The following is a 24,263-nucleotide window of genomic DNA, read 5'->3' as shown; positions in this document are numbered from 1 at the left end:
CTCGGAACCGGCGGGCCCGTCTCAGTGGCCGGGCACCGCGGGCGGGCCGGTCGGGCCGCGCAGGGCCTCGGCGTAGCGGGCGTGCCGCTCGCGCCAGTAGGGGTTGTCGTGCGGCAGGTGCCGGCTGACCCGGCCGTACATGCCGAAGGTGGCGACCGTCAGGCCGAACAGGAAGCTGAAGATCACGTTGGACATGCCGAAGGCCAGGAAGTTGGCGTCCGAGTCCAGGATCATCAGCCCGACGAAGCCGGCCCCGACGAAGACCGTGCCGACCACCATGTTGATCCAGGAGGCCACGTTGCCCCCGATCGCGGCGCCGGCGATCAGCACCAGGCCGACCACCACCGACAGCAGCCCGAGCAGGCCGTTGCTGCTCATGCCGGCCACCCGGTCCCCCTGGGTGTCCAGGAAGCCCGGGCGGTCCAGCAGTCCGAGGATGCCGAAGAACAGCAGGAAGACCCCGCCCAACCCGGCCCCGAAGCGGTAGACCTGCGCCAGCCGGTGGTCGACCGGCAGGTCGTCCTTGAGCTTCAACACGGCGTACCTCCCGAGGGAGTGCGGCGGGGACCCCGCTGTCCACGCTACTCCTCGGCGTCGGTGCCCTCCCCCGGCTCGTCCTGCTCCCGCAGCGGGGCGACCAGCACGGTGCCGATCCGGTTGCGCCGGCCCGCCGCGCTCTCCGCGGTGAGCCGGATCGCGGTCAGGTCCGAGCCGGAGTCCTCCGGCACCGGGAGGTCGACCGAGGAGCCCGGGATCGGCACCCGGCCGAGGTGCTTGGCCAGCAGGCCGCCGACCGTCTCCACGTCCTCGTCCTCCAGCTGGAGGCCGAACAGCTCGCCGAAGTCCTCCACCAGCAGGCGAGCGGTGATCCGGTACGAGCCGTCCCCGAGGTCCTCGACCGGCGGGACCTCCCGGTCGTACTCGTCGGTGATCTCGCCGACGATCTCCTCCAGGATGTCCTCGATCGTCACCAGCCCGGCGGTGCCGCCGTACTCGTCGATCACGATCGCCACGTGCGAGCGCATCTGCTGCATCTCGCGCAGCAGGTCCGCGGCCGGCTTGGAGTCCGGGATGAAGACCGCCGGGCGCATCACCGAGGAGACCGGCTCGGACTCCGACTCCCGGTTGATGTGGGTGCGCCGGACCAGGTCCTTGAGGTAGACGATGCCGACCACGTCGTCCTCGTTCTCGCCCACCACCGGGATCCGGGAGAAGCCGGAGCGCAGCGCCAGGGTGAGGGCCTGACGGACCGTCTTGTGACGCTCGATCATCACCAGGTCGGTGCGCGGCACCATCACCTCGCGGACGATGGTGTCGCCCAGCTCGAAGACCGAGTGCACCATCCGGCGCTCCTCGTCCTCGATCAGGTCGTCCTTCTCCGCCAGGTCGACCAGGGCCCGCAGCTCGGCCTCGGAGGCGAACGGCCCCTCCTTGTACCCCTTGCCCGGGGTGAGCGCGTTCCCCAGCAGGATCAGCAGCTTGGGGATCGGCCCGAGCACCCCGGCCAGCGGGAGCAGCACGAAGGAGGCCGCGGTCGAGGTGGTCAGCGGGTGCTGGCGGCCGATGGTGCGGGGCGAGACGCCGACCGCCACGAAGGAGACCAGCACCATCACGGCGAAGGCCAGCAGCACCGCCTGCCAGGTCACCTCGATGCTGCGCACGCAGACCACGGTGACCAGGACGGCGGCCGCCATCTCGCTGGACACCCGGATCAGGGTGGCCAGGTTGAGGTAGCGGATCGGGTCGGAGGCCAGCGTCAGCAGCCGGTCGGCCCCGCGCCGCCCGGCCCGGACGGCCTCCTCGGCGCGGAACCGGGAGACCCGGGAGATGCCGGCCTCGGCGCAGGCCGCCAACCAGCCGAGCACGACGAGGAGGAGAGCCCCGACGAGGAGGCTCGTACTGTTGCCACTCACAGGAGGCCGCGCCTCAGTGGGTGGTCGGGGCGGGCGAGATGGCGGAGAGGCCGCGGCCGGCCCGCCAGTCGTCCAGGATCCGCTTCTGGAGGCCGAACATGACCTCCTTCTCCTCCGGCTCCTCGTGGTCGTAGCCGAGCACGTGGAGCACCCCGTGGACGGTGAGCAGCTGCAGCTCGTCGTCCATCGAGTGCTTGGTCGGGGCGTCCAGGCCCTGCTGCTTGGCGACCTCGGGGCAGAGCACGATGTCACCGAGCAGGCCCTGCGGAAGGTCCTCGCCCTCCTTGCCGGGGCGCAGCTCGTCCATCGGGAACGACATCACGTCGGTGGGACCGGGGAGGTCCATCCACTGGATGTGCAGCTCCTCCATCTGGGCGCTGTCGACCAGGATGACGGAGAGCTCCGCCTGCGGGTGGATCCGCATCTGGTCGAGGGCGTAGCGGGCGACGTCGAGGATGGACTCCTCGTCGACCTCCCAGTCGGACTCGTTGGCGATGTCGATCGACATGACGGGCTGGTTACTCAGCTTTCGGTGCGATGGGACTGGCGGGGGGCACGGGCGCCCTTCCGCTGGACGGGCTTTCGGGGTGCCGGGGCCTCGGCGGCCTCCTGCTGGGCGTCCCAGCGCTCGTAGGCGTCCACGATCCGGCCGACCAGCTTGTGCCGGACCACGTCGGTGCTGGTGAGCACCGAGAAGTGGATGTCCGGCACGTCGACGAGGATCTCCTGGACCACCTTGAGACCGGAGCGGGTGCCGCCGGGGAGGTCGATCTGGCTGGTGTCACCCGTCACCACGACCCGGGAGTTGAAGCCCAGGCGGGTGAGGAACATCTTCATCTGCTCGGGCGAGGTGTTCTGGGCCTCGTCCAGGATGATGAAGGCGTCGTTCAGGGTCCGGCCGCGCATGTAGGCGAGCGGGGCGACCTCGATGGTGCCCGCGGCCATCAGCCGGGGGATGGAGTCCGGGTCCATCATGTCGTGCAGCGCGTCGTAGAGCGGGCGCAGGTACGGGTCGATCTTCTCGTAGAGGGTGCCGGGCAGGAAGCCCAGCCGCTCCCCCGCCTCGACGGCCGGCCGGGTCAGGATGATCCGGTTGACCTCCTTGGCCTGGAGGGCCTGGACGGCCTTGGCCATCGCGAGGTAGGTCTTGCCGGTACCGGCCGGGCCGAGGCCGAAGACGATGGTGTGCTTGTCGATCGCGTCGACGTAGCGCTGCTGGTTGAGCGTCTTGGGGCGGATGGTGCGGCCCCGGTTGGACAGGATGTTCGCGGTGAAGACCTCGGACGGGGCCGGGTGGGCCGGGTCGTCGGCGGCGCTCCTGAGCATGGCGATGGAGCGCTCCACGGCGTCCTCCGTCAGCGGTTGGCCGGTGCGCAGCACCAGCATCATCTCGTTGAACAGCTGCTGGACGAGGGCGACCTCGGCGCGGGCGCCGGTCGCGGTCACCTCGTTGCCGCGGACGTGGATGTCGGCGTCCGGGAAGCCCTGCTCGATCACCCGGAGCAGCGAGTCGGTCGCCCCGAGCAGGGTGACCATGGGGTGCTTCTCGGGGATGGTGATCCGGGCGGTGGCGGCGGCGTCCCCGTGGGGACGCGACTGTCCATTGGTACGGGTCTGCGGTGTCTCAGTCATGGGTCGGCCGCTCGGGCCTGCCTCATCCCATCCGTCGTCTAGGGGTGCCGCTCGGTTCTCCGGGGTCACCAGGGTACGCCGCGCACCGGGTCACTGCGGTGACGCGGCTTCCGATGGTCCGGGAGGACGCGTGCGGATGCGAGTGGTTTTCCGTGCGCCTCCGGGTGCCCGCGGATGCCTCCGCCGGCTCACCGTCGCGGCGGTACGGCTACCCGGGCCAGGTCCTGGGCAACCACCAGCTCGCCGTCGAAGTGCTTGCGGGCCTCGGCCAGATGACCGCTCAGGTCCGGGTAGCGCTGGGAGAAGTGGGTCAGCACCAGGGTGCGCACCCCGGCCTCGGCGGCCACCCGGGCGGCCTGGGCGGCGGTGAGGTGGCCGTGCTCCTCGGCGAGGTGGGCCTCGGACTCCAGGAAGGTCGCCTCGATCACCAACAGGTCCGCGTCCTGGGCGAGTTCGCCCACCCCGTCGCAGAGCCGGGTGTCCATCACGAAGGCGAACCGCTGCCCCGGGCGGGGTTCGCTGACCTCGGCCAGGGTGACGGTCCGCCCGTCCAGCTCGACCGAGCCGGCGCGCTGGAGGCGGCCGACCGCCGGGCCGGCGATGCCGAGTTCCGCCAGCCGGGCCGGGATCAGCCGGGTCGAGTCCGGCTCGGCGAGCCGGTAGCCGAAGGAGTCGACCGGGTGCGAGAGCCGGACGGCGCTCAGCTCGAAGGCGGCGCCCGGGGCGGTCAGCGGCCCGGGCTCCTCGATCGGCCGGGGGCGCAGCTCGGCGGTCTCGTGGAAGGCGGTGGCGTGCCGGAGCCGGTCGAAGAAGACCTGGCCGCTGGCCGGGTAGTAGGCGTCCACCGGGTGCGGGACCTTGTCGAGGTTGATCCGCTGGATCACCCCGGCCAGGCCCAGCGAGTGGTCGCCGTGGAAGTGCGTGACGCAGAGCCTGGTGAGCTGGGTGGCGGAGACCCCGGCGTGCAGCATCTGACGCTGCGTCCCCTCGCCGGGGTCGAACAGCAGGCCCTCGCCGTCCCAGCGGAGCAGGTAGCCGTTGTGGTTGCGGTGCCGGGTGGGCACCTGGCTGGCGGTGCCGAGGACGACGAGTTCGCGCTGGGACACGGGATCAGACCAGGCCCTCGTGGAGCTTGCGGCCGCCGAGCACGTGCACGTGGGCGTGGAAGACCGTCTGGCCCGCGCCCGCACCGGTGTTGAAGATCAGGCGGTAGGAGTCCAGGCCCTCGTCCCTGGCCACCTCGCCGGCCTCCGCCAGCAGCTCGCCGGCGATCTCCGGCTCGGCGGCGGCGAGTTCGGCCGCGTTCGGGTAGTGCGCGTGCGGAATCACCAGGACGTGCGTGGGGGCCTGCGGGCTGATGTCCCGGAAGGCGAGCGTGCGCTCGGTCTTGCGGACCACGGTGGCCGGGATCTCCCCCGCCACGATCTTGCAGAACAGGCAGTCGGACTGCGGCTCGCCGGCCATCACGGTCTCCTCGCTGATCGTTCCGGATACGGTCGCAGCCTAGCCCAGGGCCTGCCTCCGGGGTGGGGCGCCGTGGTACGTTTCCCGGCCGTCCACCGCCCCTCCCCCACGGAGCGTCACATGCGCCGCCTGCCCGCCCTGTTGAGCACCGCCGCCCTGGTCGGGACACTGCTGGCCGGGGCCGCGGTGCCCGCCGAGGCGAAGACCGGGGGCAGCAGCGGCAGCAAGAGCAGCAGCAGCGGGGGGTCGAAGAGCCGGACGACGAGCTCGGGCGGTTCGTCCACGGGCGGTTCGTCGTCCACCGGCGGCACCAGCGGCGGGGTCACCAGCGGCGGGGTGTCCAAGCCCACCTCGGGGACCGGCGGTTCGGACAGCACCTCGAGCAGCGGCGTGAGCGGCACCGGCGGCACCACCGGCGGGGTGTCCAAGCCCACGTCGGGGAGCAGCAGTTCGGACAGCACCCCGAGCAGCGGCGTGAGCGGCACCACCACCGGTCTCGGTGCGACCCGGCAACCCGCCCCCGCCTCCTCCTCCGCGTCCCCGACTCCGCTGGTGGTCAGCAAGCAGCCCGCTCCGGCCAAGAAGAAGAAGTCCTCCTTCCTCGGCGGCCTCGGCGGGCTGCTGCTCCTGCTGCTCCTGCTCCCGCTGCTGCTGATCGGCGGCCTGGTGCTGTTCCTGGTCCGCCGGGCCCGCCGCCGCTAGAGCCAGGCCCTAGGGCAGTTCGGGCAGCTCCGGGGCGGTGACGGCCGGGCGCTCGGCGAGTGCGGCCAGCGCGATGCGGACGCCCTCGGCCAGCTGCGGGTCCTCGCCGTTGGCCCACTGGTGCGGGGCGATCGGCACCTCGACGTCCGGGTCCACGCCGTGGTTCTCCACGCCCCAGCCGTAACCCTCCAGCCAGAACGAGTACTTGGGCTGGGTGACGCCGGTGCCGTCGACCAGGCTGTAGCGGCCGTCGATGCCGATCACGCCGCCCCAGGTACGGGTGCCGACCACCGGGCCGATGCCGAGCGCCTGGATCGCCGCGTTGACGATGTCGCCGTCCGAGCCCGAGAACTGGTCGGCCAGCGCCACCACCGGGCCGCGCGGGGCGTCCTGCGGGTACGGGGCGGGGGTGGCCAGGTCGCGGGCGTAGTCCCAGCCGACCACCTTGCGGGTGAGCTTCTCGATGATCAGCTGGGAGGTGTGGCCGCCGCGGTTCTCCCGCAGGTCGACGATCACGCCCTCCTTGGACATCTCGACCCGCAGGTCGCGGTGGATCTGGGCCCAACCGCCCACCTGCATGTCCGGGACGTGCAGGTAGCCGAGCCGCCCGTCGGAGAGCGCGCGGACGGCGGCCCGCCGGCCGGCCACCCAGTCGTGGTAGCGCAGCGCCTCCTCGTCGGCCAGCGGCACCACCACCGGGTGCCGCTCGGTGCCGTCCGGGCCCGCGACCGTGAGCTCGACCGGCTGGCCGGCGGTGCCCGCCAGCAGCGGGGCCGGGCCGGTGACCGGGTCGACCGGGCGGCCGTTCACCGCGAGCAGCGCGTCCCCGGGCCGGACCGCCGCGCCGGGGGCGGCCAGCGGGGAGCGGGCGCGCGGGTCGGAGGACTCGCCGGGCAGCACCCGGGCCACCCGCCAGACCTCGCCGTCCTTCACCAGGTCGGCGCCGAGCAGGCCCTGACGGCGCGCCGGCTCGGTGCCCCGGCCGGGCGGCATCACGTAGGCGTGCGAGGTGCCCAGCTCGCCGACGGTCTCCCAGAGCAGGTCCACCAGGTCGTCGTGGCTGCCGAGGCGGTCCACCAGCGGACGGTAACGGTCCAGCACCCCGGCCCAGTCCACCCCGCCCAGGTCGGCGCGCCAGAAGTTGTCCCGCATCAGGCGGCCGTTCTCGTCGAACATCTGCCGCCACTCGGCCGCCGGGTCCACGGTGATCCGCAGCCGGTCCAGGTCCACCGTCAGGTCGTCGTCCTCGCCGGCCTTGTGGTCCGCCGGGACCACCCGGACGGTGCCCTGGTCGAGCACCACCACCCGGCCGGCGTCGCCGCTGAGCGCGAAGCCGTCCAGCTCGGAGACCAGCTCCTCGGCCCGGCGCTTCTTGAAGTCGAAGCGCTCCAGCACCGGGCGGGCCTCGTCGTCGTCCAGCGAGGCGGCGTTGTCGCCGAGCATGCCGAGCAGCGGGTACCTGGTCCAGAGCACACCGTCCTTGACCGCGCGCAGGCCGCCGAACTGGCCGCCCTCGACCGGGAAGGCGATGATCCGGTCGGCGATCCCCTCCAGGTCGACCCTGGTCTCCGGGGCCTTCTCCTTGTCCTTCTCCTTCGCCTCCTCGCCGTCCTTCTTCTCCTCCTCCTTCTTGGCGGCCGGCTCCTCGTCCTCGCCGGTGAGCGAGCGCCCGGCCCGCTGCGGGCCGAAGGGTGAGGGGGTGTCGGCGGCCAGGGTGACCAGGTACGGGCGGGCACCGGTCGGGAAGGAGAGGTCGAAGACGTGCGCGTCGTAGACCGGGTCGAAGTTGCGGACCGAGAGGAACGCCAGGTGCTTGCCGTCGGCGGTGAAGGCCGGGGCGTAGTCGACGAAGCGCTGCGGGGTGACCTCGGCCACCGAACGGTCCGTCAGGTCGGCCAGCACGATCTGCCGCAGCGACTCGGCGCCGAGGGTCGGCTGGGACCAGGCCAGGTGGCGCGAGTCCGGTGAGAAGGCCAGGCCGGTGACCTCGCCCTGGCCGCTGCGGGCCAGCTCGTGCACGGTGCCGTCGGCCAGCAGGAGCTGGAGCACCCGGCCGTCGTGCACGGCCAGCGCCAGGCTGGCGCCGTCCGGGGAGACCACCATCGAGTGCACCCGGCCGAGCTGCCCGGCGGCCAGCACCCGGCGCTCGGCGCCCAGCACCTCGGGGGCGTGCACCAGGGCGTCGTCGCCCTGGGCGTCGGTGATCCACACCGCGCCCTGCGGGCCCTTCGCGCCGTCCTCGCCCTCGGCCCCGGGCACCACCCGGGCCAGCCGGTTGCGCACCCCCGGGGTCTCGTCCAGCACCCGGGCCGGACCCTCCTGGTGGGTCAGCCAGTGCACCGAACCGCGGACCACCACGGCGCTGGCGCGGCCGGTGCGGTCGGGCGCGACGGTCTCCAACTGCCCTGCCGCGGCGACCGGGTGGGGTCGGCGGCCGGAGCGCGGGCCGGCCGGGGTGACCTCCAGGCGGCGCGGCCCGGCACCGTCCAGGTCGTCCAGGAGCCACAGCTCGCCGGCGCTGTGCCAGATCACCCGGGTGCCGTCGGTGGTGGCGTTGCGGGCGTAGAAGCCGCCCTGGTCGGCGGTGTGGCGGCGCAGGTCGGAGCCGTCCGGGAGGCTGGAGTACAGCTGACCGGTGCCCTCGTGGTCGGCGAGGAAGGCGATCCGGCCGCCGACCCAGAGCGGGGAGTCGATGTTGGCCTTGCCGTCCAGCTCGGAGTGCAGGCGGGTGAACTCGCCACCGCGCTCGCCGATCCAGAGCTTCCCGGCGGTGCCGCCCCGGTAGCGCTTCCAGTAGGCGGGCTCGGTGGTCAGCGGGGCCAGCAGCAGCGTCCGCGGGCCGCCCGGCTCCTCGGCCAGCCCGCCGATCGGCCCGAACGGCAGCCGCTCCGGCTCGCCGCCGTCCAGCGGGATCGCGAACGCCCAGCTGCGGCGCATCGTCTCCTGCCCGGCCGGGCTGACCGCGACCGGGCGGCCGTCGGCGGTCCAGCCGCGCAGCCGGGTGCGGGGCGCGCCCCAGTGGGTCAGGCGCCGGGACGGGCCGCCGTCGGCGGGCGCCACGTGGATCTCGGACGCACCGTCCCGGGTGGAGGTCCACGCGACGTGCCGTCCGTCCGGCGAGAACCGGGGGTGGCTCACCGGGACCTGGTCCGCCGTCAGGCGCCAGGCCCGGCCGCCGTCGATCGGGGCCAGCCAGATGTCGTCCTCGGCGACGAAGGTCAGCAGGTCGCCGTGCAGGTGAGGGTGGCGCAGATAGGCGCCGGCAGAGGTCGTCACGGCGGCCACCCTATGCAGGGGGTCGGCCGGGGGCCATGCGTTTCTTTGTCAGCGAACCTTGGGGCGCCGGAGGCGCCGCCGACGGTCGGGGTCCGGCGGCTCGGGATGGGCGGCCAGGGCGGGCGGCCCGGGGCGGGCGGCTCAGGCCCAGCGGCCGGTGCGGCCGAGCAGCAGGGCGCCGGCGGCCACGCCCGCGGTCGAGGTGCGCAGCACCGAGGGGCCCAGGCGGTGCGGCTTCGCGCCCGCCTCGGCGAAGGCGGCCAGCTCGTCCGGCGAGACCCCGCCCTCGGGGCCGACCACCAGCACCAGGTCCCCGGCGGCCGGGAGGGCGGCGGTGGCCAGCGGCTCGGAGCCCTCCTCGTGCAGGACGGCGGCGAAGGAGGCGGCGGCGAGCAGCGGGGCCAGCTGACGGGTGGTCATGAGGTCGCGGACCTCGGGGAAGCGCAGGCGGCGGGACTGCTTGCCGGCCTCCCGGGCGGTGGAGCGCCACTTGGCCAGCGCCTTGGCGCCCCGGTCGCCCTTCCACTGGGTGATGCAGCGGGAGGCGGCCCAGGGGATCACCACGTCCACCCCGACCTCGGTCATGGTCTCGACCGCGAGCTCGCCCCGGTCGCCCTTGGGCAGGGCCTGGACCACCACGATCCGGGGCGCCGGCTCCGCCTCCTGACGGACCGCCAGCACCTCGACGTCCAGCGCGTCCTTGCCGTGCACGGCGCGCACCGCACCCTCGACGCCGAGCCCGAGCCCGTCCGCCAGGGTGACGGCCTCGCCGGGCTCCAGCCGCTTGACGGCCGCCGCGTGCCGCCCCTCGGGCCCGTCCAGCCGCACCACCGAGCCGGGGGCGGCCCCGGCGAGCAGTGCGGACTCCACGACGAACACGGGGGCGGTCATGCGGTGCTACTCCTCGGTCGGATCGCCGTCTCAGCGACCGTTGAACGCGTCCTTCAGGCGGGAGAACAGGCCCTGCTGGCCCGGTGCGAACTGACCCGAGGGCCGCTCCTCGCCGCGGAGCACGGCGATCCGCCGGAGCAGTTCCTCCTGCTCCGGGTCGAGCTTGGTCGGGGTCTGCACCTCGACGTGCACTATCAAGTCGCCCCGCCCGCCGCCGCGCAGGTGGGTGATGCCCCGTCCGTGCAGCGGGATCGACTGGCCGGACTGGGTGCCGGGCCGGATGTCGACCTCCTCCAGCCCGTCCAGGGTCTGCAGCGGCACCTGGGTGCCGAGCGCGGCCGCCGTCATCGGGATGGTGACGGTGCAGTGCAGGTCGTCCCCGCGCCGCTGGAAGACCGCGTGGCTGGTCTCGGCGATCTCGACGTAGAGGTCACCGGCGGGGCCGCCGCCGGGGCCGACCTCGCCCTCGCCGGCCAGCTGGATCCGGGTGCCGTTGTCCACACCGGCCGGGATCTTGACCGTCAGGGTGCGGCGGGCGCGGACCCGGCCGTCGCCGGCGCACTCGGGGCACGGGGTCGGCACGACGGTGCCGAAGCCCTGGCACTGCGGGCAGGGGCGGGAGGTCATGACCTGGCCCAGGAAGGACCGGGTGACCTGGGAGACCTCGCCCTTGCCGCGGCACATGTCACAGGTCTGCGCCGAGGTGCCGGGGGCCGCGCCCTCGCCGTTGCAGGTGGTGCAGGTGACGGCGGTGTCGACCTGGAGCTCCTTGGTGGTGCCGAAGGCGGCCTCCTCCAGGGTGATCTCCAGGCGGATCATCGCGTCCTGGCCGCGCCGGGTGCGCGAGCGCGGGCCGCGCTGGCCCGAGGCCGCACCGAAGAACGCGTCCATGATGTCGGAGAAGCCGAAGCCCGCCGCGCCCGCGCCGAAGCCGCCGGCCCCGCCACCGCCGTTGGGCGAGAGCGGGTCGCCGCCGAGGTCGTAGACCTGGCGCTTGGCCGGGTCGGAGAGCACCTCGTAGGCGGCGTTGATCTCCTTGAACCGCTCCTGCGTCTTGGGGTCCGGGTTGACGTCCGGGTGCAGTTCGCGGGCGAGGCGCCGGAACGCCTTCTTGATCTCGTCCTGCCCCGCATCCCGTCGGACGCCGAGTACCGCGTAGTAGTCCGTGGCCACCAAATGCTCCGCTTGTTCCGCCTCTAGAAGTGCTGCGACTGGTCCTGAACAGTGCTGATCTTCGAGCTGTTCCTACGACTCGCCTACGACTCGGCCAGGATCTGGCCCACGTACCGCGCCACCGCTCGCACCGCCCCCATTGTGCCCGGGTAGTCCATCCGGGTCGGTCCGATCACGCCCAGCTTCGCGACACTCTGATCGCCCGAACCGTAACCGACCGAGACCACCGAGGTGGAATTGAGGCCCTCGTAGGCGTTCTCGTGGCCGATCCGGACCGTCATCCCCGCGTCCGCCGTCTCACCCAGGAGACGGAGCAGGACGACCTGCTCCTCCAGGGCCTCCAGCACCGGCTGGATGGTGAGCGGGAAGTCGTGGCCGAAGCGGGTCAGGTTGGCCGTGCCGGCCAGCATGATCCGCTCCTCGTTCTGCTCCGCCAGGGTCTCGAACAGGGTGGCCAGCACGGTGGAGACCGTCGGCCGGTCGGCGGGCTCGAAGGTGGACGGGAGGTCCTCCAGCAGGCCCGGGACCTCCGGCAGCGGCCGGCCCACCGCCTGGGCGTTGAGCCGGGAGCGCAGGTCCGCCAGGACCGTCTCGCCGACCGCGCCCGGGCAGTCCACCATCCGCTGCTCGACCCGGCCGGTGTTGGTGATCAGGACCAGCATCACCTTGGCCGGGGCCAGTGCCACCAGCTCGACGTGACGGACCGTCGAACGGCTCAGCGAGGGGTACTGGACCACCGCGACCTGCCTGGTCAGCTGCGCCAGCAGCCGGACCGTGCGGGCCACCGTGTCGTCCAGGTCCACCGCGCCGTCCAGGAAGTGCCGGATGGCCCGGCGCTCCGGGGAGCTCATCGGCTTGACCTCGGCCAGCCGGTCCACGAACAGCCGGTACCCCTTGTCAGTGGGGATCCGGCCCGCACTGGTGTGCGGCTGGTGGATGTAGCCGTCCTCCTCCAGGGCCGCCATGTCGTTGCGCACGGTGGCCGGGGAGACGCCGAGGTTGTGCCGCTCGACCAGGGCCTTGGAGCCGACCGGCTCCTCCGTCCCGACGTAGTCCTGGACGATGGCGCGCAGCACCGCGAGCTTGCGGTCGTCCAACGGCCGCTCGCCGTACATGGCACCCACCTCCCTCTCGGCCAGGCCCGCTGGCACTCAGACGGGCAGAGTGCCAGGGCAGTACCAGCCAGTGTAAGGCCCATGGGTGACGGCAGGAACGGGGCGCTCAGGTGATCCTCGTTGCTCCGTCAGTTGGGCCTCGCCCCGGGGGCGGTCCGGTAGTGGCAGCATCGAAAGCGGACATACCGGGATACAAGGAGCAGACATGTCATCAGGACGGCGCACCCGCTTCGCCCCGGACCGAGGTCTGACGGGCCGGATGGTCACCACCATGTTCGTCATCGGGCTGCTGTACGTGGGCTTCACCGGGGTGCTGATCGTGCTGCTCCGCGGGGCCTGGCCGCTGGTGGTGCTGATCTCCGGCGGGCTCTTCGTGGCGCAGTTCTGGTTCAGCGACCGGATCACCCAGCGCGCCATGGGCGCCCGCGAGGTCACCCCCGAGGAGTACCCGCAGCTTCACGGCACGGTGGACCGGCTCTGCGCCCTGGCCGACATGCCCAAGCCCCGGGTGGCGGTCACCGACACCGACATGCCCAACGCCTTCGCCACCGGCCGCAACCCGCAGAACGCGGTGGTCTGCGTCACCACCGGCCTGCTGCGGCGGCTGGAGCCCGAGGAGCTGGAGGGCGTGCTCGCCCACGAGCTCTCGCACGTCGCCCACCGGGACGTCGCGGTGATGACCATCGCCGGCTTCCTCGGCGTGCTGGCCGGGGTGATCACCCGGATCGCCCTCTACGGCGGCTTCCTGAACGGACGCGGCAGCCGGGACAGCAACGCGGCCGTCGCGATGATCCTGGTCCCGCTGGTCAGCATGCTGGTCTACGCGGCCAGCTTCCTGCTCACCCGCCTGCTCTCCCGCTACCGCGAGCTGGCCGCCGACCGCGCCGCCGCCCAGCTCACCGGCCGCCCCAGCGCACTGGCCTCCGCCCTCACCAAGGTCACCGGCCAGATCTCCGCCATCCCCACCGAGGACCTGCGCCGGGCGCAGCCGTACAACGCCTTCTACTTCGCGCCTGCGCTGAGCGCCCGGGAGACGGCGAGTCAGCTGATGTCCACCCACCCGTCGCTGGAGCAGCGGCTCGACCAGCTCGGGCGGATCTCCGCCGAACTCGGCCGCTGAGGGGAGCCGCACGCGCCATGGGATTCCTCGACTCGCTCTTCGGCCGCAGCAAGCCCGTCCGCCCGGACCTGGACCAGCTGTTCGCCGTCCCCTCCGCCGCCCTCACCCTGGAGGCGGGCGCCGGCTTCCGCCCGACCGGCCTCGGCTCGGTCTGCTTCGCCGCCGTCGAAGGCGGCGCCTTCGGTGAGGTGACCCGCCAGGTCACCGCCCTGCTCGACGCCGACACCGGCCGCGGCGGCACCCCGGTCGAGGCCTCCCGGGACTCCTACGGCTACTCCTGGCTGCTGGCCCGGCACGCCCCCGAGGAGCTCCCCGAACTGGTCAACGACCTGCACGCGGTCAACGGCGAGCTGGAGGCCAACGGCTTCGGGCCCCAACTGCTGTGCTCCATCGTCTCGTTCCGCGACGGCGCCGAGCGGCCGCTCGGGCTGGTCTACCTCTACAAGCGCGGCACCTTCTACCCCTTCGCCCCGCTGGCGGGCGGCGTCGAACGGCGCGACAACGCACTGGAGCTCCAGGTGAAGGCGCTGCTCGCCGACGACCTCAAGGTGGAGCCGGAGCTCAACCGCTGGTTCCCCGTCTGGGGAGCGCCCGGGCTGTGACGGGGCGTCGGCTCAGGGACGGTCGTACCAGGAGAAGGCGGTGATCCTCCAACCGTCCCGGGGCGTGCGGACGAACTGCATCGTCTTGGTGCCCGTGCCCTCGTACACGGCGCCGTCGAGGAAGCCCGACTTGGCGTACTCGCCGAAGCGACAGGCGATGTCGCCGGCGATGTCGGTGCGCTCGCTGGTCTCCCACTCGTGGAACTCGGTCAGGCGGCCGTTCGCGAGCAACTCCTCGCGGGGAGCGACGAACTCCTCGACGGAGTAGACGGTGTACCTCGGCCCGGTCACCACGATCACCCCGCCCGGCACCATCAACCGGCGGATCCGCCCGACGTCGGCGGGCTTGCCGTCCCGGTTGTCGAAGGCGCCGAAGAACTCGGCGGTCAGGGCGTCGATCTCGCGCTTGGCCCCGTCGCCGGGGGCCGCGCCGTTCGAGGCTGCGTCGGTCGAGGCTGCGTCGGTCGAAGACATGCCCGGACAGTAACAGTGCAATGGCACCGAGCGGGAGGGGTCCGGTCAGCCCAGCGCCCGGCACCTGCGGACGTGGTCCGCCCCGTGCCGGTACCAGGCGGCGGCGACCTCCCGGCCGTTCGGAAGGACGTGCCGGGCCGGGCCCTCGGCCGGGACGAACCCGGCGGCCTCCAGCGTCCGGAGGCCGGCCCGGTTGGTGACGGCGGTCCCGGCCCGGACGGTGGCGAGGCCGAAGTGACGGTGCGCCAGGTCGGTGACCGCCGCCGCGACTTCGGCCCCAACGACGCAGCGCCCAACTCCCGGTCATCGCCGGCCCCCCGATCCGGTGCACGACGGCCCGGACCCTACCGCACCCGTCCGAACACCGCGCCGTACCCTGACGGCCCATGAGATCCGACCTTCCCGGCCTGCTGCGCGCCCTCCGCTCCCCCGATCCGGCCGTCCGGGACGACCACGCCTACGTCCGGCTGGCGGAGCTGGTACCCGGCCTGGAGGAGGCCGAGCGGTCCCGGCTCGGGGACGAGCTGGCCGGGTGGTTCGGCGATCCCGAGGTGCACGTGCGGAGCTTCGCCGCGCTGGTGCTGGCCCGGCTGGTGGAGGCCGGTGCCCACCGGGCGGAGTGGGTGGAGGAGTTCGCGCGCTGGTACCCCGCGGAGCCCGACCTGCGCGGGTACGACGCCGGGCTCGGCTGGCTGCACGCCGCCGCGCACGGGGCGGACCTGCTGGCCGCCTTCGGTCGGCACCCGGCGGTGGAGCCCGCGCCGCTGCTGGAGCTGGGGGCGCGGCGGCTGCTGGCTCCGACGGGGCAGGTCTTCGACTCCATGGAGGACGACCGGATCGGCTGTGCGCTCGGGGTGGTGCTGACCCGGGCGGAGCTGACGGAGCGTGAGTCGGTGGGGTGGCTGGACCTGGTGGCCGAGGAGTTCGGCCGGGGAGAGCCCGGGCCGATGCCGCCGTTCGCGTCGAACACCCTCCGCACCCTCCGGGTGGTCTACCTGCTGGCGGACCGCGGGGTGCGGCCGCGCGGGCGCCAGGGGGAGCCGCTGATGCTCCGTCACCGGGCGGCGGTGCGGGAGGCGGTGGCCGGCGTGTTGAGGATCGCGGCACCGTATGCGGGGTGACGGGCGGGGGCGGCTCGTAGACTCCGGGGAATGCGGAGCAAGGAGTACGGACCCGATCTGACCCCGCCGTGGAAGCGGCAGCAGCCGGCGCCCGAGGTGGCGGCGGAGCGCGACCTGGTGGTGGAGGAGGCGGCCACCGGGTACTGCGGGGCGGTGGTGCGGTGCGAGAAGACCGCGGAGGGGTTCACCGTCACGCTGGAGGACCGGTTCGGGAAGCAGCGGGTCTTCCCGATGGTGCCGCGCGGCTTCCTGCTGGAGGGCCGGGTGGTCACCCTGGTCCGGCCGGTGGCGGCCAGGACCGGGCCGCCGCAGGGGCCGGGACGGACCGCCTCGGGCTCGGTGGCGGTGCCGGGGGCTCGGGCCCGGGTGGCCCGGGAGTCGCGGATCTACGTGGAGGGGCGGCACGACGCCGAACTGGTCGAGCGGGTCTGGGGCGACGACCTGCGGATCGAGGGCGTGGTGGTGGAGTACCTGGAGGGCGTCGACGACCTCCCGGCCATCGTCGCGGAGTTCGGCCCGGGGCCCGGGCGGCGGCTCGGGGTGCTGGTCGACCACCTGCTGCCGGGGACCAAGGAGCACCGGATCGCTCAGCAGGTGACCGGGGCCGACGTCCTGGTGGTCGGCCACCCGTACATCGACGTCTGGGCGGCGGTGAAGCCGTCCAGCGTGGGCATCCCCGGCTGGCCGGAGGTGCCGCGCGGGGAGGAGTGGAAGCTCGGGGTCTGCCGTCGGCTGGGCTGGCCGGAGGACACCCCGGCGGCCTGGAAGCGGATCCTGGCCTCGGTGAACTCGTTCCGCGACCTCGACCCGGCGCTGCTGGGCCGGGTCGAGGAGCTGATCGACTTCGTGACGGCGGGTCAGGAGGGCTGAGCCGCCCGGCTGTCGGCACGAGTCCCCACGAGGCCGCGGTCGGTGCGGTCGGCGCGGAAGGCGCGGTCGGCGCGGTCGGCAGCAACGGTGCGGTCGGTGACGAACAGCCGGGGCCAGAGGTACAGCACCACCGGGTAGACCGCGTAGCCGATCCTGGTCGCCGGCGAGAGCAGGATCGCCAGCAGCAGCCCGAGCGCCAGCCGACCGGCCGCCGCCGTCACGTCGCGCGGCGGCCGGACCACCAGGGAGACCCCGACGGCCACTGCGCTCAACCCGATCAGCACCACCGCGACCGCCTTGCCGTGCTCGGGCAGCAGCGTGACCAGTAGCTGCCCGAGCAGTGGGCTGGCGGCGGTGGAGGTGGTGCCGCTCAGGCCGAACGGGTAGAGCAGCACGCTCTGCCGGAAGGCCTCCGGATCGACCAGCAGCACCGGTACCACCGCGACCAGCGCTACCGCCCCGGCGGCCGCGGTGAACCGCAGCGCCGCGCGGCGCCCGGACCGGACCGCGAGGAGCACCAGCAGCACCGGCACGGCCGGCCAGGCCGTCCACTTCAACGCCGCCGCCAGACCGGCGACCACCCCGGCCCGGCCGGCCTCGCCGCGCTGCGCGAAGGCCAGGGCCAGGCAGAGCAGCGCGATCACCGGCGGGTCCACCCCGCCGATCGCCAGCGGCAGCGCGACCACCGGGCAGGCCACGACCCAGAGCAGCCGGGTGAGACGGTCCGGCCCCACTGATGCGCCGTCAGCTGACGGCCCGGTGGCGACCAGCCGTACCGACCACACCAGCGCCGCCAGGGTGCCCAGCACCAACCAGAGCCTGGCTCCGGTCAGCGCCCCGCCGCCGAACAGCGCGGCCGGGAGCCCGAAGAGCGACATCCCCGGCAGGTACGGGTTGAACTCCTTCACCGCCTGCGGCGCGTGCAGGTACGGAGTACCGGTGTCGAGCAGCAGGCGGGCACCCCGCTCGATCACCCCCACCTCCATCTGGGCCCGCCCGAGCACGGTGAGCCAGACCAGCGGCACCACCAGTGAGCCGAGGACCGCGACCACCGCCGCGGCCCGCCCCCAGCGCGCCCGGGTACCGAGCGCCACCAGCGCGGCCACCCCGTAGCCGGGCCCGGCGATCACGCCCCACCACCGCTGGGCCGTCCCGGGCGGCGAGGAGAGCCCGACCGCCAGCGCCGCGACCGCGCTCACCAGGAGCAGCGGCAGGCACCAGGACGACCACCGGCCGGCCGTCGGGCGCACCGGAACGCGGCCGACCGGCCGCGGGGAGAACACGCTCATCCGGCCAAGGCTAACGGGTCCAGTTGGAATCCTTCCTGGACGAAGCACTGGCTCCGTGGAGCCGCTCGGACCGACGCTGACCCGCCGTCAACGGACCGGCTCCACCGGCCGCACACCACCGTGCACGGGGACGCAGCCGGGCACCGAACCCGTCACCCGGGTCGTGACCGAGACCACCTCTGCTCCGGCCCCGGGCTCCTCCCGCTGACCGATCACCAGCAGGGTGCTGCCGGACGGGACCTGACTCGGGTCGATCCGCACCGTGGCCGAGGTGTCCTGAGGGAACGCCCGGACCGACCGTGCGGCCGGCCCCTCGGGGAACGGCAGGGGGCAGTCGGCCGAGGCCCGCACCGCGGCTGCGGGCACGCCCAGGCGGCGGAGCTCCGCAGCGACGGCGTCGATCGCGGAGAGGTCGTGGACCTCCACGGCGATGGAGCCGTCGTCCCCCCGGCTCACGGCGTAGGCCGCTCCGGCCCCGCCGGACTCCCCGGCCAGGACGGCGGGCAGCGCGACGGCCGCGACCGTGGCGGCCAGCCCCACCGCGATGGCGGGCACCGGGCGGACCCGGGGCAGCACCCGGCGCGGGGCGGGGCTGGCTGGTCGGGGCTCGGACGCGAGGGCGGTCAACTCCTCGAAGAGGCGCTGTTCGAAGTGGTCGGTGTGGTGGCCGGTGCCGGCCCCGGTGCTGTTCACAGGGCTACCTCGATCAGTTGGGCGGCGGGGGTGGCCCGCAGGATGCGGCGGGCTCGGTGCAGGCGGACCCGGACGGTGGCCTGGCTCAAGCCGAGGACCTGGGCCGTCTCAGCCGGGGTGAGGCCGTCCAGGACCATCAGGTCGAGGACGGCGCGGAGCGGCTCGGAGAGGCCGGCATGACGGTCCGCCAGCGCGCGGACGGCCCGCTGGGCGTCGATCCGCTCCTCCAGGGCCGCCACGTCCTGGTCGTCGAGCAGGCGGCGGCCCTGGAGTCTGGCCAGGGCGCCGCGCTCGCGGCCACTGCCGCGGGCGTGGGACGCGACCACGTTCCGCGCGATGCCGTAGAGCCAGGCGACGGGAGTGCCCCGGTCCGCGCGGTAGCCGGAGGCGGCCTCCAGGGCGGCCACGAAGATGTCGGCCGTCAGGTCCGCCGCCAGGTGCGGATCCGTCACGCGGCGGGTGACGAATCCCAGGACGGTATGAACGTGCTCCCGGTAGAAGGCACCGAAGCCCTCCGGGGTCGTGAGATCGGGCGGAGCGTCGACCACGCCGTCCTCCCCTCGTGGAGGCCCCGACGGCCTCCTCACCCCGTACTTGGCTCCGGCCCCTGAAAGCGTTTCACCCGTGGCGGCGGGGACCGCTGGGCAGGGGGCGGGAAGGGGGCCGGAAGGGGAGGACCGGCAGGCGGAGGTCGACGGTCGGAGGCTCAGTCCACCAGGTCCCGGACCACCCCGTCCGCCAGCAGCCGCCCGCGCAGCGTCAGGGCGGCCCGGCCGTCGGCGTACGCGGCCGCGTCCAGCAGTCCTTCGGCGAGTGCCCGGGCGGCGGCGGCCAGCCCGTCGGCCGTCAGCAGCGCGAGCGGGCAGCCGTCCCGGAGCCGGAGCTCCAGCAGGATGCGCTCGACCCGGCGGTCCTCGGCGGCGAGCAGTTCGCGCCCCTGCCCGGGGGTGCGGCCCTCCGCGAGTGCCTGCGCGTACGCGGCCGGGTGCTTGACGTTCCACCAGCGGACCCCGCCGACGTGGCTGTGGGCGCCGGGGCCCGCCCCCCACCAGTCGGCGCCGGTCCAGTAGAGCTCGTTGTGGCGGCAGCGTCCGGCCTCGGTGGTGGCCCAGTTGGAGACCTCGTACCAGGAGTACCCGGCGGCGGAGAGCGCCTCCTCGGCGATCAGGTAGCGGTCGGCGTGCACGTCGTCGTCGATCATCGGCAGCTCGCCGCGCTTGACCCGGGCGGCCAGCTTGGTGCCGTCCTCGACGATCAGCGAGTAGGCGGAGACGTGGTCGGGACCGGCGCCGACGGCGGCGTCCAGCGAGGCCCGCCAGTCGTCGTCGGACTCACCGGGGGTGCCGTAGATCAGGTCCAGGTTGACGTGCTCGAACCCCGCCGCCCTGGCCTCGGCCACGCAGGCCTCGGGACGCCCCGGCGTGTGGTGACGGTCCAGCAGCTGGAGCACGTGCGGCCGGGCGCTCTGCATGCCGAAGGAGATCCGGGTGTAGCCGCCCTCGCGGAGCTCGGCCAGGTAGGCCGGGTCGACCGACTCGGGGTTGGCCTCGGTGGTGACCTCGGCGCCGGGGGCCAGGCCGAACTCCTCGCGGATCGCGGCCAGCGCCTTCACCAGGTCGGCGGCGGGCAGCAGGGTCGGCGTGCCGCCGCCCACGAAGACCGTCTCGACCGGGAGCTCAGCCGCGCCGAGCACCTTGCGGGCCAGCCGGATCTCGCTCACCAGGTTGTCCGCGTAGGTGTCCTGGGAGGCCACGGCGCCGGAGGAGCGCAGCTCGGTGGCGGTGTAGGTGTTGAAGTCGCAGTAGCCGCAGCGGCTGGCGCAGTACGGCACGTGCAGGTAGAAGCCGAACGGCCGCCGCCCGAGCTCCGCGAGCGCGGAGTCGGGCAGCGAGCCGTCGGACGGCAGCGGTTCGCCGTCGGGAAGTGCGGAGGGCATGACCCCATTGTCCGGTACGGCGGACGAACGCCGGACCGCCGGGACCGGCCCGGGGGGATCAGGCCTCGTTGGCCCCCGCGTACATCGCGGTGACCGCGTCGGCGTAGGTCTTCTCGACCACCGGGCGCTTGATCTTGAGGCTGGGGGTCAGCTCGCCGTGCTCGATGTCCAGGTCGCGCGGGAGCAGGGTGAACTTCTTGACGGTCTGCCAGCGCTGGAGCTCGCCGTTGAGCCGCTGCACGAAGCCGTCGATCAGCGCGTGCACCTCGGGGCTGGCCACCACCTCGGCGTAGGACTTGCCGGCCAGGCCGTGCTCGGCCGCCCACGGCATGATCACCGTCTCGTCCAGGCCGATCAGCGCGGTGCAGAAGTTGCGGCCGTTGCCGATCACCAGGATGTTGCTGACGAACGGGCAGACCGCCTTGAACTTGCCCTCCACCTCGCTGGGCGCGACGTACTTGCCGCCCGAGGTCTTGAACATGTCCTTCTTGCGGTCGGTGATCCGCAGGTAGCCGTTCTCGATCTCGCCGATGTCGCCGGTGTGGAACCAGCCGTCGGCCTCCAGCACCTCGGCGGTCTGCTCCGGGAGGTCGTGGTAGCCGCGCATGATGCCCGGGCCCTTGAGCAGGATCTCGCCGTCCTCGGCGATCCGGACCTCGGTGCCCGGCAGCGGGACGCCGACGGTGCCGACCCGGAAGTCCTCGGCCCGGTTGACCGTGGAGCCCGCGCTGGTCTCGGTGAGGCCGTAGCCCTCCAGGACCGGGACGCCGGCGCCCTTGAAGAAGTAGCCGATCTCGGGGGCCAGCGCCGCGCTGCCGGAGACAGCGCCGCGCAGCCGGCCGCCGAAGGCCGCCCGGATCTTGGCGTAGACCAGCTTGTCGGCGATCGTGTGCTGCAGGCCCAGCGCGAACGGCACGCTGTCGCGGCCGGTGGCGATCCGGTTGGCCTGGCTGGTCCGGGCGTGGTCGCGGGCGACCTTGGCGGCCCACAGGAAGATCTTGTACTTGGCGCCGCCCTCGGCCCGGGCCTTGCCGGCGATGCCGTTGTAGACCTTCTCGAAGATCCGCGGCGCGCTGGCCATCAGGGTCGGCCGGATCGCCGGGAGGTTGTGGATGATCCGGTCCACCCGGCCGTCCACCGCCATCACGTGGCCGGTGCGGATCTGACCCGAGATCAGGGTCTTGCCGAAGACGTGCGACAACGGCAGCCACATGAACTGCACGTCGTCGGAGCGGAGCAGGCCGCTCTCCTCCTGGGCCACGCCCTCGTAGGCCCAGCAGTCGTGCACCAGGCGGACGCCCTTGGGGCGCCCGGTGGTGCCCGAGGTGTATATCAAGGTGGCCAGCTGCTCGCGGTCCAACCCGTCGACGGCCTTGGTCACCGCGTCCGGGTGCTCGGCCAGGTGGGCCTTGCCGCGCTGCTCCAGCTCGTCGAGGGTGAGCACCTCCAGGCCGCCGGTCTCCAGCTCGCCGCCGGGGGCGTCGAACAGGATCACGGTGCGCAGCTCGGGCAGCTCGGCCTTGCGCTCGACCGCCTTGGCCAGCTGGGCGGCGTTCTCGGCGAACATCGCCTTGCTGCCGGAGTTGGCCAGGATGAAGGCCGTCTCCTCCGCGTTGGTGCTCGGGTAGACGGTGGTGGTCGCGGCACCCGCGCACATGTTGCCGAGGTCCGCGACGATCCACTCGATCCGGGTGGAGGAGGAGAGCGCGACCCGGTCCTCCGGGCCGATGCCCAGGGTCATCAGGCCGGCCGTGACCGCGTACACCCGCTCGGCGGTCTGCTTCCAGGTCAGCGAGCGCCACTGCTCGGCACCGGGGGCACCGTCCGCCGCGTGCTCGTCCACCGGGACGGGGAAGCGGTACGCCTCACCGTTCGGAGTGGCCTCGACGCGGTTCAGGAAGATGTGGGCCACCGACGGCGGCCGCCGGTCGATCGTGGACTGCGCGGAACTCAACGAGGACCTCCGGGGTGGCGGGTGGCCGAGGGTGGGGCTCGGTGGCGTGGGGGCCTGCCGACCGGGCCGACTGGTTAACCAGCGAGTAACAAGCTGGGTTCCAGCAGCCTAGGGGCTCGGACGCCGATCCGTAAGGGGGTACACGGACCTGGCACCCGGCTCTCCGCGCCGTGCAAAGACAGTACAAAACCCCTTGGTCGGCACACGGTAAACCCCCCGACGCCCCGCCGGAAGGCCGAAAATGGGCTGCGACTCCCTCGGCCGACAACGAAAGTGTCACAGTGCTGATCAAACTCCTACGGACCCGGTTGGGCACCTACCGCCGACCGATCGGCTGGCTGGTGCTGCTCCAGCTGGTCGCCACCCTGGCCGCCCTCTACCTACCCACCCTGAACGCCGACATCATCGACTCCGGGGTGGTGAAGGGGGACACCGGACGGATCCTCTCGCTCGGCGGCGTGATGATCGCCGTCACGCTCGTCCAGGCGCTCTGCTCCGTCGGCGGCGTCTACTACGGCGCCCGCACCGCGATGGCGGTCGGGCGGGACCTGCGGGCCGAGGTCTTCGACCGGGTGCAGAGCTTCTCCGCCCGGGAGCTGAACTCCTTCGGCGCCCCCTCGCTGATCACCCGGACCACCAACGACGTGCAGCAGGTCCAGATGGTGGTGCTGCTGGGCTTCACCCTGATGGTGGCCGCACCCATCATGTGCTTCGGCGGCATCCTGATGGCGCTCAACCAGGACGTGCCGCTCTCCGCGCTGCTGCTGGTCGTGGTGCCGGTGCTGGGTGCCGTGGTGCTGCTGCTGATCAGGCGGGTCCGGCCGCTGTTCCGCTCGATGCAGACCCGGATCGACTCGGTCAACCGCATCCTGCGCGAGCAGATCACCGGCATCCGGGTCATCCGGGCCTTCGTGAAGGACCGTCACGAACAGGATCGTTTCGGCGGTGCCAACGCCGACCTGACGGACGTCTCGGTCCGGGTCGGCCGGCTGATGGCCTTCATGTTCCCCAGCGTGATGCTGGTGGTGAACGTCTCCAGCGTCGCGGTGATCTGGTTCGGTGCCCACCGGATCGACTCCGGCGGCATGGAGATCGGCGCGCTGACCGCCTTCATCTCCTACCTGATGCAGATCCTGATGAGCGTCATGATGGCCACCTTCATGTTCATGATGGTGCCGCGCGCCGAGGTCTGCGCCGAGCGCATCGAGGAGGTCCTCGGCACCGAGAGCAGCGTGGCCCCGCCCGCCGCCCCGGTCACCGAACTGCCGACCAGCGGTCAGCTGGAGCTGCGCGACGTGGAGTTCCGCTACCCGGGCGCCGAGGCCCCGGTGCTGCGCGGCGTCGACCTGGTGGCCCGTCCCGGGCAGACCACCGCGGTGATCGGCTCCACCGGCAGCGGCAAGTCCACCCTGCTCGGCCTGGTGCCGCGGCTGTTCGACGCCACCGGCGGCCAGGTGCTGCTCGGCGGCGTGGACGTCCGCGAGCTCGACCCGGCGGTGATCGCCGGGACGGTCGGCCTGGTGCCGCAGAAGCCGTACCTGTTCTCCGGCACGGTGGCCTCCAACCTCCGCTACGGCAAGCCCGACGCCACCGACGAGGAGCTCTGGCGGGCGCTGGAGACGGCCCAGGCCAAGGACTTCGTCGAGCGCCTCCCCGAGGGGCTGGACGCCCCGATCGCCCAGGGCGGCTCGAACGTCTCCGGCGGTCAGCGCCAGCGCCTGGCCATCGCCCGCGCGCTGGTCAGCCGTCCGAAGGTGTACCTCTTCGACGACTCCTTCTCCGCCCTCGACTACACCACCGACGCCCGGCTGCGGGCCGCGCTGGCCCGGGAGACCGCCGAGGCGGCGGTGCTGATCGTGGCGCAGCGGGTCTCCACCATCCGCGACGCCGACCGGATCGTGGTGCTGGACGAGGGTGCCGTGGTCGGCACCGGCACCCACCACGAGCTGATGGCCGACAACCCGACGTACCGGGAGATCGTGCTCTCCCAGCTCACCGAGCAGGAGGCGGCGTGACTACCGGGAAGGGGCCGACGGGT

23 protein-coding genes are annotated in these 24,263 nt (G+C 73.1%); 6 read left to right on the top strand and 17 right to left on the bottom strand.

Going from position 1 to position 24,263, the window contains the following annotated elements:
* Positions 1 to 21: 21 nt before the first annotated feature.
* From ABD946_RS11095 to ABD946_RS11065, 7 genes are all read right to left on the bottom strand, one after another.
* On the bottom strand, positions 22 to 534 hold the full coding sequence (locus tag ABD946_RS11095) for a DUF4383 domain-containing protein (protein ID WP_345282500.1): 513 nt from the start codon (positions 532 to 534) through the stop codon (positions 22 to 24).
* A gap of 47 nt (positions 535 to 581) precedes the next feature.
* Positions 582 to 1,913, bottom strand: coding sequence for a hemolysin family protein (locus ABD946_RS11090; RefSeq protein WP_345282477.1), 1,332 nt, complete (start codon positions 1,911 to 1,913; stop codon positions 582 to 584).
* A gap of 13 nt (positions 1,914 to 1,926) precedes the next feature.
* Positions 1,927 to 2,421 carry an rRNA maturation RNase YbeY gene (ybeY, locus tag ABD946_RS11085; protein WP_345282475.1) on the bottom strand — a complete coding sequence of 165 codons (495 nt, stop codon included), beginning with the start codon at positions 2,419 to 2,421 and terminating at the stop codon, positions 1,927 to 1,929.
* 14 nt (positions 2,422 to 2,435) lie between these two features.
* Positions 2,436 to 3,545, bottom strand: a complete 1,110-nt coding sequence (locus ABD946_RS11080) for a PhoH family protein (protein WP_345282473.1) — start codon at positions 3,543 to 3,545, stop codon at positions 2,436 to 2,438.
* A 188-nt stretch (positions 3,546 to 3,733) separates the two neighbouring features.
* Positions 3,734 to 4,651 carry a ribonuclease Z gene (locus ABD946_RS11075; protein ID WP_345282471.1) on the bottom strand — a complete coding sequence of 306 codons (918 nt, stop codon included), beginning with the start codon at positions 4,649 to 4,651 and terminating at the stop codon, positions 3,734 to 3,736.
* Between the two features lie 4 nt (positions 4,652 to 4,655).
* Positions 4,656 to 5,009 carry a histidine triad nucleotide-binding protein gene (locus ABD946_RS11070; RefSeq protein ID WP_345282470.1) on the bottom strand — a complete coding sequence of 118 codons (354 nt, stop codon included), beginning with the start codon at positions 5,007 to 5,009 and terminating at the stop codon, positions 4,656 to 4,658.
* 116 nt (positions 5,010 to 5,125) lie between these two features.
* Complete coding sequence (locus ABD946_RS11065) at positions 5,126 to 5,494, bottom strand: hypothetical protein (protein ID WP_345282468.1); 369 nt, start codon at positions 5,492 to 5,494, stop codon at positions 5,126 to 5,128.
* Here ABD946_RS11065 and ABD946_RS11060 point away from each other — a divergent pair.
* The gene (locus ABD946_RS11060) at positions 5,484 to 5,711 is read left to right on the top strand and encodes a hypothetical protein (protein WP_345282466.1); all 228 of its coding nucleotides are present in this window, start codon (positions 5,484 to 5,486) and stop codon (positions 5,709 to 5,711) included. The two genes, ABD946_RS11065 and ABD946_RS11060, sit on opposite strands and share 11 nt — an antisense overlap.
* Positions 5,712 to 5,720: 9 nt before the next feature.
* Here ABD946_RS11060 and ABD946_RS11055 read toward each other — a convergent pair whose 3' ends face one another.
* The 4 genes from ABD946_RS11055 to hrcA all read right to left on the bottom strand — a co-directional run bounded on the left by ABD946_RS11055 (position 5,721) and on the right by hrcA (position 12,166).
* Complete coding sequence (locus ABD946_RS11055; protein WP_380149977.1) at positions 5,721 to 8,996, bottom strand: S41 family peptidase; 3,276 nt, start codon at positions 8,994 to 8,996, stop codon at positions 5,721 to 5,723.
* A gap of 132 nt (positions 8,997 to 9,128) precedes the next feature.
* Positions 9,129 to 9,878, bottom strand: a complete 750-nt coding sequence (locus tag ABD946_RS11050) for a 16S rRNA (uracil(1498)-N(3))-methyltransferase (RefSeq protein WP_345282463.1) — start codon at positions 9,876 to 9,878, stop codon at positions 9,129 to 9,131.
* A gap of 30 nt (positions 9,879 to 9,908) precedes the next feature.
* Positions 9,909 to 11,051: a molecular chaperone DnaJ gene (dnaJ, locus tag ABD946_RS11045; RefSeq protein ID WP_345282462.1), complete on the bottom strand. Its 1,143-nt coding sequence runs from the start codon at positions 11,049 to 11,051 to the stop codon at positions 9,909 to 9,911.
* Between the two features lie 83 nt (positions 11,052 to 11,134).
* Entirely contained in the window at positions 11,135 to 12,166 is a 1,032-nt protein-coding gene (hrcA, locus tag ABD946_RS11040) for a heat-inducible transcriptional repressor HrcA (protein ID WP_345282460.1), read from the bottom strand.
* 205 nt (positions 12,167 to 12,371) lie between these two features.
* On the opposite strand from hrcA, the gene htpX reads away from it, so the two are divergent.
* Together htpX and pspAB are read left to right on the top strand one after the other, a co-directional pair.
* Positions 12,372 to 13,286 carry a zinc metalloprotease HtpX gene (gene htpX, locus ABD946_RS11035; RefSeq protein ID WP_345282458.1) on the top strand — a complete coding sequence of 305 codons (915 nt, stop codon included), beginning with the start codon at positions 12,372 to 12,374 and terminating at the stop codon, positions 13,284 to 13,286.
* Between the two features lie 17 nt (positions 13,287 to 13,303).
* Complete coding sequence (pspAB, locus tag ABD946_RS11030) at positions 13,304 to 13,888, top strand: PspA-associated protein PspAB (protein ID WP_345282456.1); 585 nt, start codon at positions 13,304 to 13,306, stop codon at positions 13,886 to 13,888.
* A gap of 12 nt (positions 13,889 to 13,900) precedes the next feature.
* Here pspAB and ABD946_RS11025 read toward each other — a convergent pair whose 3' ends face one another.
* The gene (locus ABD946_RS11025; RefSeq protein WP_345282454.1) at positions 13,901 to 14,362 is read right to left on the bottom strand and encodes a Cif family virulence factor; all 462 of its coding nucleotides are present in this window, start codon (positions 14,360 to 14,362) and stop codon (positions 13,901 to 13,903) included.
* Between the two features lie 386 nt (positions 14,363 to 14,748).
* On the opposite strand from ABD946_RS11025, the gene ABD946_RS11020 reads away from it, so the two are divergent.
* A complete protein-coding gene (locus tag ABD946_RS11020; protein ID WP_345282452.1) occupies positions 14,749 to 15,483 on the top strand; it encodes a DUF2785 domain-containing protein in 735 nt (244 codons plus the stop codon).
* Between the two features lie 30 nt (positions 15,484 to 15,513).
* Positions 15,514 to 16,353, top strand: coding sequence for a DUF3097 domain-containing protein (locus ABD946_RS11015; protein ID WP_345282450.1), 840 nt, complete (start codon positions 15,514 to 15,516; stop codon positions 16,351 to 16,353).
* On the opposite strand, the gene ABD946_RS11010 is transcribed toward ABD946_RS11015, so the two are convergent.
* From ABD946_RS11010 to ABD946_RS10990, 5 genes are all read right to left on the bottom strand, one after another.
* Entirely contained in the window at positions 16,341 to 17,642 is a 1,302-nt protein-coding gene (locus tag ABD946_RS11010; RefSeq protein WP_345282448.1) for a glycosyltransferase 87 family protein, read from the bottom strand. The genes ABD946_RS11015 and ABD946_RS11010 overlap by 13 nt on opposite strands.
* 87 nt (positions 17,643 to 17,729) lie before the next feature.
* Positions 17,730 to 18,335 (bottom strand): hypothetical protein, encoded by a 606-nt coding sequence (locus ABD946_RS11005; protein ID WP_345282446.1) that lies wholly within the window; start codon positions 18,333 to 18,335, stop codon positions 17,730 to 17,732.
* Positions 18,332 to 18,883, bottom strand: coding sequence for an RNA polymerase sigma factor (locus tag ABD946_RS11000; RefSeq protein WP_345282445.1), 552 nt, complete (start codon positions 18,881 to 18,883; stop codon positions 18,332 to 18,334). The genes ABD946_RS11005 and ABD946_RS11000 overlap by 4 nt, the downstream gene beginning before the upstream one ends.
* 158 nt (positions 18,884 to 19,041) lie before the next feature.
* Positions 19,042 to 20,271, bottom strand: a complete 1,230-nt coding sequence (gene hemW, locus ABD946_RS10995; RefSeq protein ID WP_345282444.1) for a radical SAM family heme chaperone HemW — start codon at positions 20,269 to 20,271, stop codon at positions 19,042 to 19,044.
* A 58-nt stretch (positions 20,272 to 20,329) separates the two neighbouring features.
* Positions 20,330 to 22,225: an AMP-dependent synthetase/ligase gene (locus ABD946_RS10990; RefSeq protein ID WP_345282441.1), complete on the bottom strand. Its 1,896-nt coding sequence runs from the start codon at positions 22,223 to 22,225 to the stop codon at positions 20,330 to 20,332.
* 281 nt (positions 22,226 to 22,506) lie between these two features.
* On the opposite strand from ABD946_RS10990, the gene ABD946_RS10985 reads away from it, so the two are divergent.
* The gene (locus ABD946_RS10985; protein ID WP_345282439.1) at positions 22,507 to 24,240 is read left to right on the top strand and encodes an ABC transporter ATP-binding protein; all 1,734 of its coding nucleotides are present in this window, start codon (positions 22,507 to 22,509) and stop codon (positions 24,238 to 24,240) included.
* The last annotated feature ends 23 nt before the right edge of the window (positions 24,241 to 24,263 follow it).

Source organism: Kitasatospora albolonga, assembly GCF_039535905.1.
Classification (GTDB): domain Bacteria; phylum Actinomycetota; class Actinomycetes; order Streptomycetales; family Streptomycetaceae; genus Kitasatospora; species Kitasatospora albolonga.
The sequence above is the reverse complement of the archived record's forward strand: the minus strand, read 5'-3'. Positions and strand labels throughout refer to the sequence as shown.